This window comes from Variovorax sp. R-27 (assembly GCF_049913215.1).
Classification (GTDB): domain Bacteria; phylum Pseudomonadota; class Gammaproteobacteria; order Burkholderiales; family Burkholderiaceae_C; genus Variovorax.
Genome location: NZ_CP183984.1, coordinates 3,812,197 through 3,827,982, shown reverse-complemented (window position 1 = coordinate 3,827,982; position 15,786 = coordinate 3,812,197). Strand labels below are relative to the sequence as shown.

The following is a 15,786-nucleotide window of genomic DNA, read 5'->3' as shown; positions in this document are numbered from 1 at the left end:
GACGACCCTCCGTAGAGACCAAGGACCCCGATGCTGCTCACTGTCATAGCCTTTGTGGTCGCACTCGGTGTCCTGATCGCGGTGCACGAATACGGGCACTACCGCGTGGCTGTTGCCTGTGGAGTCAAAGTCGAGCGTTTCTCCGTGGGATTCGGCAAGGCGCTGCTGCGCTGGCAGCCCAAGCGCCAGCATCCGGGGCAACAGACCGAGTTCGTCATCGGTGCATTCCCGTTCGGCGGCTACGTCAAGATGCTCGACGAGCGCGAGGGGCCGGTCGCACCTGAAGAGCGCCATCGCGCCTTCAACACCCAGCCTTTGCGTTCCCGAGCGGCCATTGTTGCGGCGGGGCCGATCGCCAATCTGCTGCTGGCTGTCGTGCTTTACACGGCCGTCAACTGGATCGGCGTGCAGGAGCCGGTCGCCAAGCTCGCGCGGCCGGTCGCCGCCTCTCTGGCCGAAGCGGCGGGCCTGCGCGGCGGCGAGCACATCACGCAAGCGGGCTTCGATGGCGACCTGTCGCCGGTCCAGTCCTTCGAGGATCTGCGCTGGCGCATGACGCGTGGCGCGCTCGATGGCCATGACCTGACGCTCGAAGTCGCAGGGGAACCCGGCCGGCCTGCGCGCCAGCTGGTGCTGCCGCTGAGCCGCATGGAGACCAAGGACGCCGATCCGCAGATGTTCCGCAAGATCGGCGTCGTCGCACCCCTGACCCGGCCTGAGATCGGCGAAGTCATGGCGGGTAGTGCGGCGGAAAGCGCCGGCCTGCGCAACGGCGATGTGGTGCGCGCCATCGGCGACACGGCCATCGTCGACGGGCAGCAGCTGCGCGAGGTGATCCGGGCGTCGGTCGATGGTGACCAGCCGCGCACCCAGGCCTGGCAGGTCGAGCGCGGCGGCCAGCCGCTCAAGATCGACGTGAAGCCCGAGGTGCGGGAGGAGGGCGGCGTCAAGGTGGGGCGCATCGGCGCCTACGTTGGTGCGCCGCCCGAAATGGTGACGGTGCGCCAGGGGCTGGTCGACGGTGTCTGGCGTGGTGTGGTGCGCACCTGGGAGGTGTCCGCGCTGACCGTGCGCATGATGGGCAAGATGGTCATCGGCGAGGCTTCGCTCAAGAACCTGAGCGGTCCGCTCACGATTGCCGACTACGCTGGCAAGTCCGCAAGCCTCGGTTTTACTCAGTATCTGGTCTTCCTGGCGCTCATCAGCGTGAGCCTCGGAGTCCTCAATCTCATGCCGCTGCCGGTCCTCGATGGGGGACACCTGATGTATTATCTTTGGGAGGGCCTGACCGGCAAGAGCGTCTCCGACGCTTGGATGGAACGGCTTCAGCGCGGGGGTGTGGCCCTGCTGCTGGTCATGATGTCGGTCGCACTCTTCAACGACGTCACACGGCTCTTTGGTTAACTTTCTGCCCGGCCCTTTCCGTGCCGGCTCAATTCTCAGATGAACAAAAACTTCAGTCGCTTTCGCCTGCGTAGCGTTGCCGCGGTGGTTGCCAGTGCGCTTGCCGCCACGGCAGCCTGGGCCGTAGAGCCTTTCACGGTGCGCGACATTCGCGTCGAAGGTCTGCAACGCGTCGAAGCCGGTACGATCTTCGCGTCGCTGCCGCTGCGCGTGGGCGATACCTACAGCGACGAGCGCGGTTCCGCCGCCATCCGTGCGCTGTTCGACCTGGGGTTGTTCAAGGATGTGCGCATCGACGTGAACGGCAACGTGCTGGTGGTGATCGTCGAAGAGCGACCGACCATTGCAGACGTCGATTTCGTCGGCACCAAGGAATTCGACAAGGCCGCGCTGCAGAAGGCGCTGCGCGAAGTCGGCCTGACCGATGGCCGTCCTTACGACAAGGCACTGGCTGACCGCGCCGAGCAGGAGCTCAAGCGCCAGTACGTGAGCCGCAGTCTTTACAACGCGCAGGTCGTGACCACTGTCACGCCCATCGAGCGCAACCGCGTCAACCTGACCTTCACCGTGACCGAAGGCGAGTCGGCCCGTATCCGCGAAGTGCACGTGGTCGGCAACAAGGCCTTCAGCGAATCGACGCTGCTGAGCCTGTTCGATCAGGACAGCGGCGGCTTCATGAGCTGGTACACCAAGTCGAACCAGTATTCGCGCGCCAAGCTCAACGCCGACCTCGAAACGCTGCGCTCGTACTACATCACCCGCGGCTACCTCGAGTTCCGCATCGACTCGACCCAGGTCGCCATTTCGCCGGACCGCAAGGACCTGACGGTGACCGTGAACATCAGCGAAGGCGAGAAGTTCGTGGTGTCGAGCGTCAAGCTCGACGGCAACTACCTCGGCCGCGACGACGAGTTCAAGTCGCTCATCACCATCAAGCCGGGCGAGCCCTACAACGGCGAGCAGGTCACCGAGACCACCAAGGCCTTCAACGACTATTTCGGCACCTTCGGCTATGCGTTCGCACGCGTGCAGGCGCGCCCCGATATCGACCGCGCGAACAACCGCGTGGCGCTCACGCTGCAGGCCGAGCCCTCGCGCCGTGTGTACGTGCGTCGCGTCTCGGTGGGCGGCAACAACAAGACCCGCGACGAAGTCATCCGTCGCGAGTTCCGCCAGTACGAAGCCTCCTGGTACGACGGCGACAAGATCAAGCTGTCGCGCGACCGCGTGGACCGCCTGGGCTTCTTCACCGAAGTGAACGTCGAAACGCAGGAGGTGCCCGGCTCGCCCGACCAGGTGGACCTGACCGTCAACGTGGCTGAAAAGCCCACCGGCAGCCTGCAACTCGGCGCCGGCTACTCGAGCGCCGAAAAGGTCGCGCTGACCTTCGGTATCTCACAGGAAAACGTGTTCGGCTCGGGTAACTTTCTGGGCGTGCAGGTCAACACCAGCAAGTACAACCGTACGCTGTCGGTGACCACGACCGACCCTTACTTCACGCCGGACGGCATCTCGCGCACGATCAGCCTCTACCACACCACGACGCGCCCGTATCAGACCTCCACCGATGGCGACTACAAACTGGTGAATCAGGGCGCTTCCATCCGCTTTGGCGTGCCGTTCAGCGAAGTCGATACCGTCTTCTTCGGCATCGGTCTCGAGCGCTATGCGTTCGATCCCAACAGTTCGACTGCATTCTCCGGCCTGTACACGCCGCCGTCTTACCTTGCCTATTTCCAGTGCCAGAAGGATGCCACGGGCCTGCTGGTGGTCAACTGTGACCAGAAGAGCGTCTGGGGTGTTCCGCTGAGCATCGGCTGGGGGCGTGACAGTCGCGACAGCGCGCTGATCCCGACCACGGGCCGTCTGCAGCGCGCCAACCTCGAAGTGGGCGCGGCCGGGGACATGAAGTACATCAAGACGAACTACCAATACCAGCAGTTCTTCGCGATCAGCAAGCAGTACACCTTCTCGATCAACGGCGAAGTCGGCTATGCCAAGGCGCTCGGCAACAAGGTCTACCCGATCTTCAAGAACTTCTATGCCGGTGGCCTGGGTTCCGTCCGTGGCTTCGAGCAGAACTCGCTGGGGCCGCGCGATGCCCCTCTGTTCCTCCAGAGCGAAGGTGCAGCCCTCGGTGGCACCAAGAAGGCGGTCTTCAATGCCGAACTGAGCACGCCGTTCCCGGGTGCCGGCAACGACCGCACGCTGCGCTTGTACGGCTTCTTCGACGCTGGCAACGTGTTCGGCACGCGTGCTGCTGGCGTGACCGACGAGCAATGGAAGGCCGAGAAGAAGTTGCGCGCGTCGGTCGGTCTGGGCGTCAGCTGGATTTCGCCGCTGGGCCCGCTGCGTCTTGCTTATGCCTTCCCCGTCAGGTCCCAGAAGGAAGTGGGGCAGCCGTTTACAGCCGGGTATATCCCGAAGGATAGAATTCAGCGCCTCCAATTCCAGATCGGAACGTCTTTCTAAATGAAGCATTTGATTCGCGCTGCGGCAGGCGCGTTGTTGATTCCCGCTCTCGCATTCGCTGCGGTGCCCGCCCAGGCGCAGGAAACCTTTCGCATCGGTTTCGTGAACCCGGACCGCGTGCTGCGCGAGGCGCAGCCGGCCAAGACTGCCCAGGCGAAGCTCGAAGCCGAATTCCTGAAGCGCGAGAAGGATCTGACCGCACAAGGCGACGCCCTGAAGGCGGCTTCTGAGAAGTTCGAGCGCGAGGCGCCCACCTTGTCGGAAAGCCAGCGGGTCACGCGCCAGCGCGCGCTGGTCGACCAGGACCGCGACTTCCAGCGTAAGCGCCGTGAATTCCAGGAAGACCTGAACGCGCGCAAGAACGAAGAGCTCCAGCAGGTCTACGAGCGCGCCAACCGCGTGGTGAAGCAGGTGGCCGAGGCCGAGAAGTACGACGCCATCCTGCAGGAAGCGATCTACATCAATCCGAAGCACGACATCACCGACAAGGTGATCAAGGCGCTGAACGCGTCGGTCGGCTCTCCTGCGCCCGCGGCCGGCAAGTAACGCCGCGAACCGGCGTGTCACTGCAGCTCGGAGCCATCGTTGACGCCCTTGGGGGCGAGCTTCATGGCGATGCGGCGCTGTCCATCGAGCGGCTTGCGCCGCTGCAGAATGCACAGCCCGATGCGCTCAGCTTCCTGAGCCATCCCAAATACCAGCAGGAACTGGCGGCCTCGAAGGCCGCCTGCGTGATCGTCTCGCCCGCCATGCGCGAGGCGGCCGCGGCGCGTGGCGCTTTCATCGTCACGCCCGATCCGTACTTCTACTTTGCCCGCCTGACGCAGCTCTGGAAGGCGCATCACGCGCGTCCGGAGGCCGACCGGATCCATCCCAGCGCGGTGATCCACGCCGAGGCGCAGGTCGACGCCACGGCGCGCATCGGTGCGCTGTGCGTGGTGGAGCGGGGCGCACGCATCGGCGCGGGCACGGTGCTGAAGTCGCGCGTGACGGTCAGTGAAGACTGCTTCATCGGCGAGCGCTGCCTGCTGCACCCTGGCGTGGTCATCGGCGCTGACGGCTTCGGCCTCGCGCCGCACGAGGGGCGCTGGGTCAAGATCGAGCAACTGGGTGCGGTGCGCATCGGCAACGACGTCGAAATCGGCGCCAACACCTGTATCGACCGCGGCGCGCTCGACGACACCGTGATCGAAGACGGCGTGAAGCTCGACAACCTGATCCAGATCGGCCACAACGTGCGCGTCGGCAAGAACACCGCCATGGCGGGCTGCGTTGGTGTGGCCGGCAGCGCCGTCATTGGCGCCAATTGCACTTTCGGCGGTGGCGCCATCGTGCTGGGCCATCTGACAGTGGCCGACGGCGTGCACATATCCGCCGCGACCGTGGTCACCCGTTCAATTCACAAGGCCGGCCAGTACACCGGTATGTTTCCCATCGATGACAATGCGAGCTGGGAAAAAAATGCGGCAACGCTCAAGCAGTTGCACAGCCTGCGCGAACGACTGAAGGCGCTGGAGAAAGCTCCCTCGAAAAAATGACGACGATGCAGGAACAGAAAATCATGACGACGACGCTCGATATCCATCAAATCCTCAAGCTGCTGCCCCACCGATACCCGTTCCTGCTGGTGGACCGCGTGCTCGACATGGAAAAGGGCAAGCGAATCACCGCGCTCAAGAACGTGACGATGAACGAGCCGTTCTTCAATGGCCATTTCCCGCACCGCCCCGTGATGCCGGGCGTGCTGATGCTCGAAGCCATGGCCCAGGCCGCGGCCCTGCTGTCGTTCCATTCGCTCGACATCGTGCCGGACGACAACACCGTCTACTACTTTGCCGCCATCGACGGCGCGCGCTTCAAGCGCCCGGTGGAACCCGGCGACCAGCTGACGCTCGAAGTCGAAATCGAGCGCATGAAGGCGGGCATTTCCAAGTTCAAGGGCCGGGCCCTGGTGGGCAGCGAACTCGCCTGCGAGGCGACGCTGATGTGCGCCATGCGCCAGATCAGCTGACCCGGCCGCAGCCAGTCGTCTCACAAGGCATGACCCAGGTTCATTCGACAGCACTCGTCGACCCCAAGGCACAACTCGACGCCTCGGTGTCGGTTGGGCCCTATACCGTGATCGGCCCGCACGTGCGGGTGGGCGCGGGCACCACCATCGGCGCGCACTGCGTAATCGAAGGGCGCACGACCATCGGGCGCGACAACCGGATCTTCCAGTTCTCGTCTCTCGGTGCCATACCGCAGGACAAGAAATACGCCGGCGAGCCGACGGAGCTCGTCATCGGCGACCGCAACGTGATCCGCGAGTTCTGCACCTTCAACCTCGGCGTGCCGGGCGCGGGGGGCGTGACGCGCGTGGGCAGCGACAACTGGATCATGGCGTACACGCACATCGCGCACGACTGCCGTGTCGACAACCACACCACGCTGTCCAACAACACCACGCTGGCGGGGCATGTGCACCTGGCCGACTGGGTCACGGTCGGCGGGCTCACGGGCATTCACCAATTCGTTTCGATCGGTGCCCATGCCATGCTTGGCTTTGCCAGCGCTGTCACGCAAGACGTGCCGCCTTTCATGCTGGTCGACGGTAATCCGCTGGCTGTGCGCGGCTTCAATGTCGTCGGCCTGCGTCGGCGCGACTTTTCCGCCGGGAGGCTCGCGGCGGTGAAGCAGATGCACCGCCTGCTGTATCGCCAGGGCAAGACGCTCGAAGAGGCGCGCGCCGGCATCGCCGCGCTCGCGACGGAAATGCCGGAAGCGGCAGGCGACGTCGCGCTGATGGAAGCCTTCCTCGCCAACTCGACGCGCGGCATCGCGCGCTGACGTGACGGCGATGCAGAAGGACGAACAGCGACGTTTCGCGCTGGTCGCAGGTGAAGCCTCCGGCGACCTGCTGGCGGGTCTGCTGCTCGACGGCCTCCAGGCCCGTTGGCCCGATCTCCAGACCGCCGGCATCGGCGGTCCCCGCATGCTGGCCCACGGCTTCCAGAGCTGGTGGCCCCAGGAAAAGCTCGCGGTGCGCGGCTACATCGAGGTGCTGCGGCATTACGCCGAGATCGCCGGCATTCGCCGCAAACTCAAGGCCCGACTGCTGCAGGAGCGCCCCGAACTCTTCATCGGCGTCGACGCGCCCGATTTCAACCTCGACCTCGAGGCCGGCCTGCGCAGCCACGGCATGAAGACAGTGCACTTCGTCTGCCCGTCGATCTGGGCCTGGCGGCCGGAGCGCGTCGAGAAGATCCGGGCGGCGGCTGACCATGTCTTGTGCATCTTCCCGTTCGAGCCTGCATTGCTGGCGGAGCACGGTGTGGCTGCGAGCTATGTCGGCCACCCCATCGCCAACGTGATCCCGATGATGCCCGACCGTGCCGCCGCACGCGCCGCGCTAGGCCTGGTGCCCGACGCGCAGGTCGTCGCCTTGCTGCCGGGCAGCCGTCGCTCGGAAATTCGCTACCTGGCCGCGCGTTTCTTCGCTGCAGCCGCACTGATGCAGAAGGTGCGCCCGGACCTCCAGTTCGTGGCCCCCATCCTGCCGGGCCTGCGCGCCGAGGTTGAGGCCCTGCTGCAGGCCAGCGGCATGGCCGGGCGCGTGAAGTTGCTCGATGGCCAGTCGCACGCCGCGCTGGCCGCCTGCGACGCCACGTTGATCGCCAGCGGCACCGCCACGCTCGAGGCTGCACTGTTCAAGCGGCCGATGGTCATCGCCTACAACATGAATGCGCTGTCGTGGCGTTTCATGCAACGCAAGCAGTTGCAGCCCTGGGTCGGCTTGCCCAACATCCTGTGTCGCGAGTTCGTGGTGCCGGAGTTGCTGCAGGAAGCCGCCACGCCCGAGGCACTGGCCCAGGCCACGCTGGCCTGGCTCGACGCGCCCGGGAAAACGCAAGCCTTGCAACAAAGATTTTCAGAGCTGCATGTGCAATTGCAGCGCGATACGCCGACACTTTGCGCCGATGCGATCCAGAAAGTTCTTGAAGGCTGAACAGGCCCCGCTGGTGTGGGACGCACCGGGGCTGATGGCGGGCGTCGACGAGGCGGGGCGTGGCCCCCTGGCCGGTCCGGTGGTGGCTGCGGCCGTGATCCTCGACGACCTGCGGCCGATTCGCGGCCTGGCCGATTCCAAGACTCTCACGGCCCTGCAGCGCGAGCGTCTGCACGACCAGATCCTGGCCAAGGCGCTGTGCTGTTCCATCGCGCAGGCCACCGTCGAAGAGATCGACACCCACAACATCCTGCAGGCCACCATGCTCGCGATGCGTCGCGCGGTCGAAGGGCTGCGGCTGAAGCCCGTCAAGGTGCTGGTCGACGGCAATCGCCTGCCCACGCTCGACGTGCTGGCCGAAGCCATCGTCAAGGGCGATTCGCGGGTGAAGGCCATTTCCGCTGCGTCGATCCTGGCGAAAGTGCACCGCGACCGACTGTGCGAGCAGTTGCATGCCGAATTTCCGCACTACGGCTTTGCCGGCCACAAGGGCTACGGCACGCCCGAACACCTGGAAGCGCTGCAGCGCCATGGCGCCTGTGTGCACCACCGCAGGTCGTTCAGCCCAGTGGCCGCGGCGCTCGCCCGCACGGGCGGCGTCTTGAATGTGGTGCTGCCGGCCGAATCTGAGCAGCCGGCGATGATGATCGGCGCCGTCGAGGCCGTGCGCCTCGATGATCTCCGCGCTGCCCCCTGAACCTTCAATGACCTCCGACACCGGCGCCAGCCACATCAGCTCGCGCGACAACCCGCTGCTCAAGGATTTGCGCAAGCTCGCGCAGGACCCGGGTGCTTACCGCAAGCTCGGCCGCCTCTGGCTCGAAGGCGATCATCTGTGTCGGGCGGCGCTGGCGCGGGGCGTCAAGCCCGCAATTGCCGTGTTTTCGGAGTCTTTCTGGCCCCAAGCACCTGCTGAATGGGCGAGTAGTGCTATCAAAACCGTAGTGGTCGCCGACGACCTGCTGCGTGGCGTCAGCGGGTTGGAATCGCCGGCGCCCATGGGCTTCGTGCTCGACCTGCCGTCCCGCCCGGAACTGATTCCCGACGCCCCCAGCGTCGTGCTCGACCGTCTGCAGGACGCCGGCAATGCGGGTTCCATCCTGCGCAGCGCCGCCGCCTTCGGCTTCACCCAGGTGATCGCGCTCAAGGGCACGGCCGCGCTGTGGGCGCCGAAGGTGCTGCGCGCCGGCATGGGTGCCCATTTCGGCCTGCGGCTGATCGAAGGCGTGGACGCCGATGTGCTCGACGGCCTGAAAGTGCCGCTGGTGGCGACCAGTTCGCACCATGGCGAGTGGCTCCACAAGGCCGAACTGCTGCATCCCTGCGCCTGGCTCATGGGCCACGAGGGGCAGGGCGTTTCGCCCGCGCTGGAAGCCCGGGCGACGCACCACATCCGCATTGCGCAGCCGGGCGGCGAGGAGTCGCTCAACGTGGCCGCTGCCGCTGCAATCTGCCTGCATGCGAGCGGAGCAGCCCTGCAGGCCAAATAACACACTCAGTCCGGGCTACAATCGGGGGCTTACTCGCAAATCAGCGTCGCCCGGCCGCCTTTAACGCCAAAATCCCCTTAAGCAGCAGCTCGCAGGCAACGCGCCTGGGGCTCCGGGCGACCGTAACCATCCGGAGAACCCAGTGCTTTTGTCTCTCAAGGGAAGTTTCCCGCCCGCCATCCTGGCGCTCGCAGACGGCACGGTCTTTCAAGGCAATTCGATCGGAGCCGCCGGCTCCACGACCGGTGAAGTGGTGTTCAACACCGCCATGACCGGTTACCAGGAAATCCTCACCGACCCGAGCTACTGCCAGCAGATCGTGACGCTCACGTATCCGCACATCGGCAACTACGGCGTCAACGGGGAAGACATCGAAGCCGACAAGATCCATGCCGCGGGCCTGATCATCAAGGACCTGCCCCTCGTCGCCTCCAACTTCCGCAAGACCGCCACGCTGACCGAATACCTCGTGTCCGGCAAGACGGTGGCCATCGCGAACATCGACACCCGCAAGCTCACGCGCCACCTGCGCACCCACGGCGCGCAGAACGGTTGCATCCTGGGCCTGGCCGAAGGCGAAGCCGTCACGCAGGCGCTGATCGACAAGGCCATCGCCGCCGCCAAGGCCGCGCCGAGCATGTCGGGCCTCGACCTCGCCAAGGTGGTGTCGGTCAAGCAGACCTACGAATGGACCGAAACCGAGTGGAAGCTGGGTTCGGGCTACGGCGTGCAGATCACGCCGAAGTTCCACGTCGTTGCCTTCGACTACGGCGTCAAGAAGAACATCCTGCGCATGATCGCCCAGCGCGGCGCGCGCATCACCGTGGTGCCGGCGCAGACGCCCGCGGCCGACGTGCTCAAGCTCAAGCCAGACGGCATCTTCCTGGCCAACGGCCCCGGCGACCCGGAGCCCTGCGACTACGCCATCAGCGCTGTCAAGGAACTGATCGAGACCGGCATTCCCACCTTCGGCATCTGCCTGGGCCACCAGATCATGGCGCTGGCCTCCGGCGCGAAGACCTTCAAGATGAAGTTCGGCCACCACGGCGCGAACCATCCGGTGAAGGACCTCGACAACGGCCGCGTGAGCATCACCAGCCAGAACCACGGCTTCGCGGTCGACGAGAAGTCGCTGCCGGCCAACCTGCGTCCCACGCACATCAGCCTGTTCGACAACACGCTGCAGGGCCTGGCGCGCACCGACAAGCCCGCGTTCTGCTTCCAGGGTCACCCTGAAGCCTCGCCGGGTCCGCACGACATCGGCTATTTGTTCGATCGCTTCACGGCACTCATGGAAAAGAACAAGACGGAAAAGACGGAGAAAGAGAATGCCTAAGCGCACAGACCTCAAATCGATCCTCATCATCGGCGCCGGCCCGATCATCATCGGCCAGGCCTGCGAGTTCGACTACTCCGGCGTGCAAGCCTGCAAGGCACTGCGCGAAGAGGGCTACAAGGTCATCCTGATCAACAGCAACCCCGCGACGATCATGACCGACCCGGCCACGGCCGACGTCACCTACATCGAGCCCATCACCTGGCAGACGGTCGAGAAAATCATCGCCAAGGAGCGCCCCGACGCGATCTTGCCGACCATGGGCGGCCAGACCGCGCTGAACTGCGCGCTCGACCTGTGGCGCAACGGCGTGCTCGACAAGTACACCGGCGCGGCCACCAACAAGCCGGTCGAGCTGATCGGCGCCACGCCTGAAGCCATCGACAAGGCCGAAGACCGCCTGAAGTTCAAGGACGCGATGACCAAGATCGGACTGGGCTCGGCCCGTTCCGGCATTGCGCACTCGATGGACGAAGCCTGGGCCGTGCAGAAGTCGGTCGGCTTCCCGACTGTGATCCGCCCCAGCTTCACGCTCGGCGGCACCGGCGGCGGCATCGCCTACAACCCGGAAGAATTCGAGACCATCTGCAAGCGCGGCATCGAAGCCTCGCCCACCAACGAGCTGCTGATCGAAGAATCGCTGCTCGGCTGGAAAGAGTACGAGATGGAAGTCGTGCGTGACAAGGCCGACAACTGCATCATCGTCTGCTCGATCGAAAACCTCGACCCCATGGGCGTGCACACCGGCGACTCGATCACCGTGGCCCCCGCGCAGACGCTGAGCGACAAGGAATACCAGATCCTGCGCAACGCCTCGCTGGCCGTGCTGCGCGAGATCGGCGTCGACACCGGCGGCTCGAACGTGCAGTTCTCCATCAACCCGAAGGACGGCCGCATGGTCGTCATCGAGATGAATCCGCGCGTGTCGCGTTCGTCGGCGCTGGCCTCCAAGGCCACGGGCTTCCCGATCGCCAAGGTCGCGGCCAAGCTGGCCGTGGGCTACACGCTCGACGAGCTGCGCAACGAAATCACCGGTGGCGCGACGCCCGCGTCGTTCGAGCCATCGATCGACTACGTGGTCACCAAGATCCCGCGTTTCGCGTTCGAGAAGTTCCCGCAGGCCGACTCGCGTCTCACCACGCAGATGAAGTCGGTGGGCGAGGTGATGGCCATGGGCCGCACCTTCCAGGAGTCGTTCCAGAAGGCCCTGCGCGGCCTCGAAGTGGGCGTGGACGGCCTCAACGAGAAGACGCAAGACCGCGAAGTGCTCGAGAAGGAGCTGGGCGAGCCCGGCCCCGAGCGCATCTGGTACGTGGGCGATGCTTTCGCCATGGGCCTGAGCGTGGACGAAGTGTTCGCGTTGACCAAGATCGACCCGTGGTTCCTGGTGCAGATCGAAGAGATCGTGAAGATCGAACTCGAGCTCGAAACCAAGTCGCTCGACGACATCGACCGCGACACGCTGCTGGCGCTGAAGAAAAAGGGCTTCTCCGACCGCCGCCTAGCCAAACAGCTCAAGACCACCGACACGGCCATTCGCGAGAAGCGCCGCGCCCTGGGCGTGCGCCCCGTCTACAAGCGTGTGGACACCTGCGCGGCCGAGTTCGCGACCAACACGGCCTACATGTACTCGACCTACGAGGACGAGTGCGAAGCCGACCCGACGGACAAGAAGAAGATCATGGTGCTCGGCGGCGGTCCCAACCGCATCGGCCAGGGCATCGAGTTCGACTACTGCTGCGTGCACGCCGCGCTCGCCATGCGCGAGGACGGCTACGAGACCATCATGGTCAACTGCAATCCCGAGACTGTGTCGACCGACTACGACACCTCGGACCGTCTGTATTTCGAGCCGCTCACGCTCGAAGACGTGCTCGAGATCGTCGACAAGGAAAAGCCGCTCGGCGTGATCGTGCAGTACGGCGGCCAGACGCCTTTGAAGCTCGCGCTCGACCTCGAAGCGAATGGCGTGCCGATCATCGGCACCTCGCCCGACATGATCGACGCGGCCGAAGACCGCGAGCGCTTCCAGAAGCTGCTGCACGAGCTGGGCCTGCGCCAGCCGCCGAACGCCACCGCTCGCACCGAACCCGAAGCGCTCGAAAAGGCCGCGGCCCTGGGCTACCCGCTGGTGGTGCGCCCGAGCTACGTGCTCGGCGGCCGCGCGATGGAAATCGTGCACGAGCAGCGCGACCTCGAGCGCTACATGCGCGAAGCCGTCAAGGTCAGCAACGATTCGCCGGTGCTGCTCGACCGCTTCCTGAACGACGCCGTCGAGTGCGACGTCGACTGCATCCGCGACGCCGAAGGCGGCACGCTGATCGGCGGCGTGATGGAGCACATCGAACAAGCCGGCGTGCACTCGGGCGACTCCGCCTGTTCGCTGCCGCCCTACAGCCTGAACGCCGACACCGTGGCCGAGCTGAAGCGCCAGAGCGCCGCGATGGCGGCCGCGCTGAACGTGGTCGGCCTGATGAACGTGCAGTTCGCGATCCAGCAGAAGGACGGCAAGGACGTCATCTACGTGCTCGAAGTGAACCCGCGTGCTTCGCGTACCGTGCCCTACGTGAGCAAGGCCACCGGCATCCAGCTCGCCAAGGTGGCGGCACGCTGCATGGCTGGCCAGTCGCTGAAGTCGCAAGGCATCACGAAGGAAGTGACGCCGCCGTACTTCAGCGTGAAGGAAGCCGTGTTCCCGTTCGTCAAGTTCCCGGGCGTGGACACCATCCTCGGCCCCGAGATGAAGTCGACCGGCGAAGTGATGGGCGTGGGCAAGACCTTTGGCGAAGCCTTTGTGAAGTCGCAACTGGGCGCCGGCACGCACCTGCCGAAGTCGGGCAAGGTCTTCATCTCGGTGAAGAACAACGACAAGGCGCGCGCGGTCGAAGTGGCGCGCGGCCTGGCGAAGCTGGGCTTCGAGCTGATTGCCACCAAGGGCACGGCCGCCGCCATCAGCGCCGCCGGCATCGAGTGCGCAACGGTGAACAAGGTGACCGAAGGCCGTCCGCACATCGTGGACATGATCAAGAACAACGAGATTGCGCTGGTCATCAACACGGTGGAAGAGCGCCGCAACGCCATCACCGACTCGCGGCAGATCCGCACCTCGGCACTGCTGGCGCGTGTGACTACCTTCACCACGATCTTCGGTGCCGAAGCCGCGGTCGAGGGCATGGGCTTCATGGACGAACTCGGTGTGATCTCGGTGCAGGAGATGCACGCGCAACTGGCCTCGGCCTGAGCGTCATCATGGAAACGCAGCTCGTCGAACTGGACCTGACGGACTGGAATGCAGCCACGCCCAACGAGGCGTGGATCGCGGAACTGGAAGCGGGCAAGGTGCTGTACTTTCCGCGCCTGGGCTTCGAGCTGCTGCCCGAGGAGCGCAGCCTGCTCACGCCCAGCCTGCTGTCGCCCGACGTGCGCAACATCAGCCTCGACGCCAACGGCAAGCTCAAGGGCGCGGTTGGCGACGAGGCGGTGCAGCGCATGGCGGCTGCAATGGTGGGGCGCTTTCGGGCGCAGGCCACGCAGCTGATTCACGGGCTGCTGCCGCACTACACGCCCGCCTTGCGGCTCGCACCTACCAGCTACCGACCGGCGAAGGTCGAGACGCGGGTGCAGTCGTGGCGCGCCGACGACCGGCGTTTGCACGTCGATTCGTTCCCGTCGCGGCCGAACTACGGCGAGCGCATCCTGCGCGTCTTCACCAATGTCAACCCTGAAGGCGCGCCGCGGGTGTGGCGCGTGGGCGAGCCGTTCGAGGACGTTGCCAAGCGCTTCCTGCCGCGCGCCAAGCCCTATGTGCGCTGGCAGGCAAAGCTGCTGCGCGCCTTGCGCGTGACCAAGTCGTTCCGCAGCGAGTACGACCACCTGATGCTGCAGCTGCACGACGGCATGAAGTCGGACATGGCGTACCAGGAAAACTCGCCGCAGGAAACCGCCAAGTTCCCGCCGGGCTCGGTGTGGGTGTGCTTCTCCGACCAGACCTCGCATGCCGTGATGGCGGGCCAGTACATGCTCGAGCAGACCCTTCATCTGGCCGCTTCGAAGCAATACAATCCCGAATCGAGCCCGCTCGCCATCCTGAGCCGGCTGACCGGACGCACACTCGTCTGATCAATTCCCTCAATCGACCGCCGAACGGCAGCGTTCGGCGGTTTCGCTTTATGGAGAACCAACAACATGGCAACCATCCCCATCACCAAGCGCGGCGCTGAAAAACTGCGCGCCGAACTGCACCAGCTCAAGACGGTGGACCGTCCCTGGGTCATCAATGCAATTTCCGAAGCACGCGCCCAGGGCGACCTGAGCGAAAACGCCGAATACGAAGTCGCCAAGGACCGCCAGGGCTTCATCGAAGGCCGCATCCAGGAAGTCGAAGGCAAGCTGTCGGCCGCGCAGATCATCGACCCGAGCGAGCTCGATGCCGGCGGCAAGGTGGTGTTCGGCTCGACCGTCGAGCTCGAGGAAGAGGAAAGCGGCGAAGCCGTGAAGTACCAGATCGTCGGCGAAGACGAAGCCGACCTGAAGCTCGGCCTCATCAACATTTCCAGCCCGATCGCGCGCGCGCTCATCGGCAAGGAAGAGGGCGACACCGCCGAAGTGCAGGCTCCCGGCGGCCTCAAGCGCTACGAGATCGTGGCCGTTCGCTACCTCTGATTCTTCGACCCATGAAAGACCGCGTTGCGCTGATGCTGGCCGCCTTCTGGTGGGGCAGCCTCACCACGATCGGTTTCCTGGTGGTGCCGCTGCTGTTCGCAAGGCTTGGCAACCCATCGGTGGCGGGCAACTTTGCCGGCCAGCTGTTCGAGGCGCAGAGCTGGATCGCAATCGGCTGTGGGCTGATCCTGCTGATCCACTTCAGGGCCAAGGCCGACGATCGCATGAGCGGGCCAGCGATGACCGCCATCTTCTTCATCCTGGGAGCACTGCTGCTGGCGCTGCTTCAGCAGTACGCCGTGGCGCCACGCATTCTGGCGCGCGAGAACCTCAAGCTGTGGCACGCCGTGGGCAGCGGCATGTACCTCGTGCAGTGGGTGTGCGTCGGCGTGCTGCTCTGGCGCATGGGCGCCCGCAAGCCAGACTGAACGGCA

General features: G+C 65.1%; 14 protein-coding genes. All 14 read left to right on the top strand.

The window, feature by feature from the left end:
* Positions 1 to 30 precede the first annotated feature (30 nt).
* The 14 genes from rseP (at position 31) to ACN9MV_RS17855 (ending at position 15,780) form a co-directional block, all read left to right on the top strand.
* Entirely contained in the window at positions 31 to 1,404 is a 1,374-nt protein-coding gene (rseP, locus tag ACN9MV_RS17920) for an RIP metalloprotease RseP (protein WP_093073877.1), read from the top strand.
* A gap of 39 nt (positions 1,405 to 1,443) precedes the next feature.
* Positions 1,444 to 3,876: an outer membrane protein assembly factor BamA gene (bamA, locus tag ACN9MV_RS17915; RefSeq protein WP_093056549.1), complete on the top strand. Its 2,433-nt coding sequence runs from the start codon at positions 1,444 to 1,446 to the stop codon at positions 3,874 to 3,876.
* Positions 3,877 to 4,422 (top strand): OmpH family outer membrane protein, encoded by a 546-nt coding sequence (locus ACN9MV_RS17910; RefSeq protein ID WP_093056550.1) that lies wholly within the window; start codon positions 3,877 to 3,879, stop codon positions 4,420 to 4,422.
* A 14-nt stretch (positions 4,423 to 4,436) separates the two neighbouring features.
* On the top strand, positions 4,437 to 5,414 hold the full coding sequence (gene lpxD / locus ACN9MV_RS17905) for a UDP-3-O-(3-hydroxymyristoyl)glucosamine N-acyltransferase (RefSeq protein WP_426388833.1): 978 nt from the start codon (positions 4,437 to 4,439) through the stop codon (positions 5,412 to 5,414).
* Between the two features lie 23 nt (positions 5,415 to 5,437).
* Positions 5,438 to 5,887 (top strand): 3-hydroxyacyl-ACP dehydratase FabZ, encoded by a 450-nt coding sequence (fabZ, locus tag ACN9MV_RS17900; protein WP_013541729.1) that lies wholly within the window; start codon positions 5,438 to 5,440, stop codon positions 5,885 to 5,887.
* A 29-nt stretch (positions 5,888 to 5,916) separates the two neighbouring features.
* Complete coding sequence (gene lpxA, locus ACN9MV_RS17895) at positions 5,917 to 6,705, top strand: acyl-ACP--UDP-N-acetylglucosamine O-acyltransferase (protein ID WP_426388832.1); 789 nt, start codon at positions 5,917 to 5,919, stop codon at positions 6,703 to 6,705.
* A gap of 10 nt (positions 6,706 to 6,715) precedes the next feature.
* Positions 6,716 to 7,864: a lipid-A-disaccharide synthase gene (lpxB, locus tag ACN9MV_RS17890; RefSeq protein WP_307615144.1), complete on the top strand. Its 1,149-nt coding sequence runs from the start codon at positions 6,716 to 6,718 to the stop codon at positions 7,862 to 7,864.
* Entirely contained in the window at positions 7,836 to 8,561 is a 726-nt protein-coding gene (gene rnhB, locus ACN9MV_RS17885) for a ribonuclease HII (RefSeq protein ID WP_093075158.1), read from the top strand. Before lpxB ends, rnhB begins: the two co-directional genes overlap by 29 nt.
* A gap of 7 nt (positions 8,562 to 8,568) precedes the next feature.
* Positions 8,569 to 9,354 carry a TrmH family RNA methyltransferase gene (locus ACN9MV_RS17880; protein WP_426388831.1) on the top strand — a complete coding sequence of 262 codons (786 nt, stop codon included), beginning with the start codon at positions 8,569 to 8,571 and terminating at the stop codon, positions 9,352 to 9,354.
* 142 nt (positions 9,355 to 9,496) lie between these two features.
* A complete protein-coding gene (gene carA / locus ACN9MV_RS17875; RefSeq protein ID WP_093056554.1) occupies positions 9,497 to 10,690 on the top strand; it encodes a glutamine-hydrolyzing carbamoyl-phosphate synthase small subunit in 1,194 nt (397 codons plus the stop codon).
* Positions 10,683 to 13,931 (top strand): carbamoyl-phosphate synthase large subunit, encoded by a 3,249-nt coding sequence (gene carB / locus ACN9MV_RS17870; protein WP_093056555.1) that lies wholly within the window; start codon positions 10,683 to 10,685, stop codon positions 13,929 to 13,931. Before carA ends, carB begins: the two co-directional genes overlap by 8 nt.
* Before the next feature lie 8 nt (positions 13,932 to 13,939).
* On the top strand, positions 13,940 to 14,809 hold the full coding sequence (locus tag ACN9MV_RS17865) for a Kdo hydroxylase family protein (protein ID WP_093056556.1): 870 nt from the start codon (positions 13,940 to 13,942) through the stop codon (positions 14,807 to 14,809).
* Between the two features lie 66 nt (positions 14,810 to 14,875).
* Positions 14,876 to 15,352: a transcription elongation factor GreA gene (greA, locus tag ACN9MV_RS17860; protein ID WP_056581276.1), complete on the top strand. Its 477-nt coding sequence runs from the start codon at positions 14,876 to 14,878 to the stop codon at positions 15,350 to 15,352.
* A gap of 11 nt (positions 15,353 to 15,363) precedes the next feature.
* Positions 15,364 to 15,780, top strand: coding sequence for a DUF4149 domain-containing protein (locus tag ACN9MV_RS17855; RefSeq protein WP_093056557.1), 417 nt, complete (start codon positions 15,364 to 15,366; stop codon positions 15,778 to 15,780).
* Positions 15,781 to 15,786: the final 6 nt, after the last annotated feature.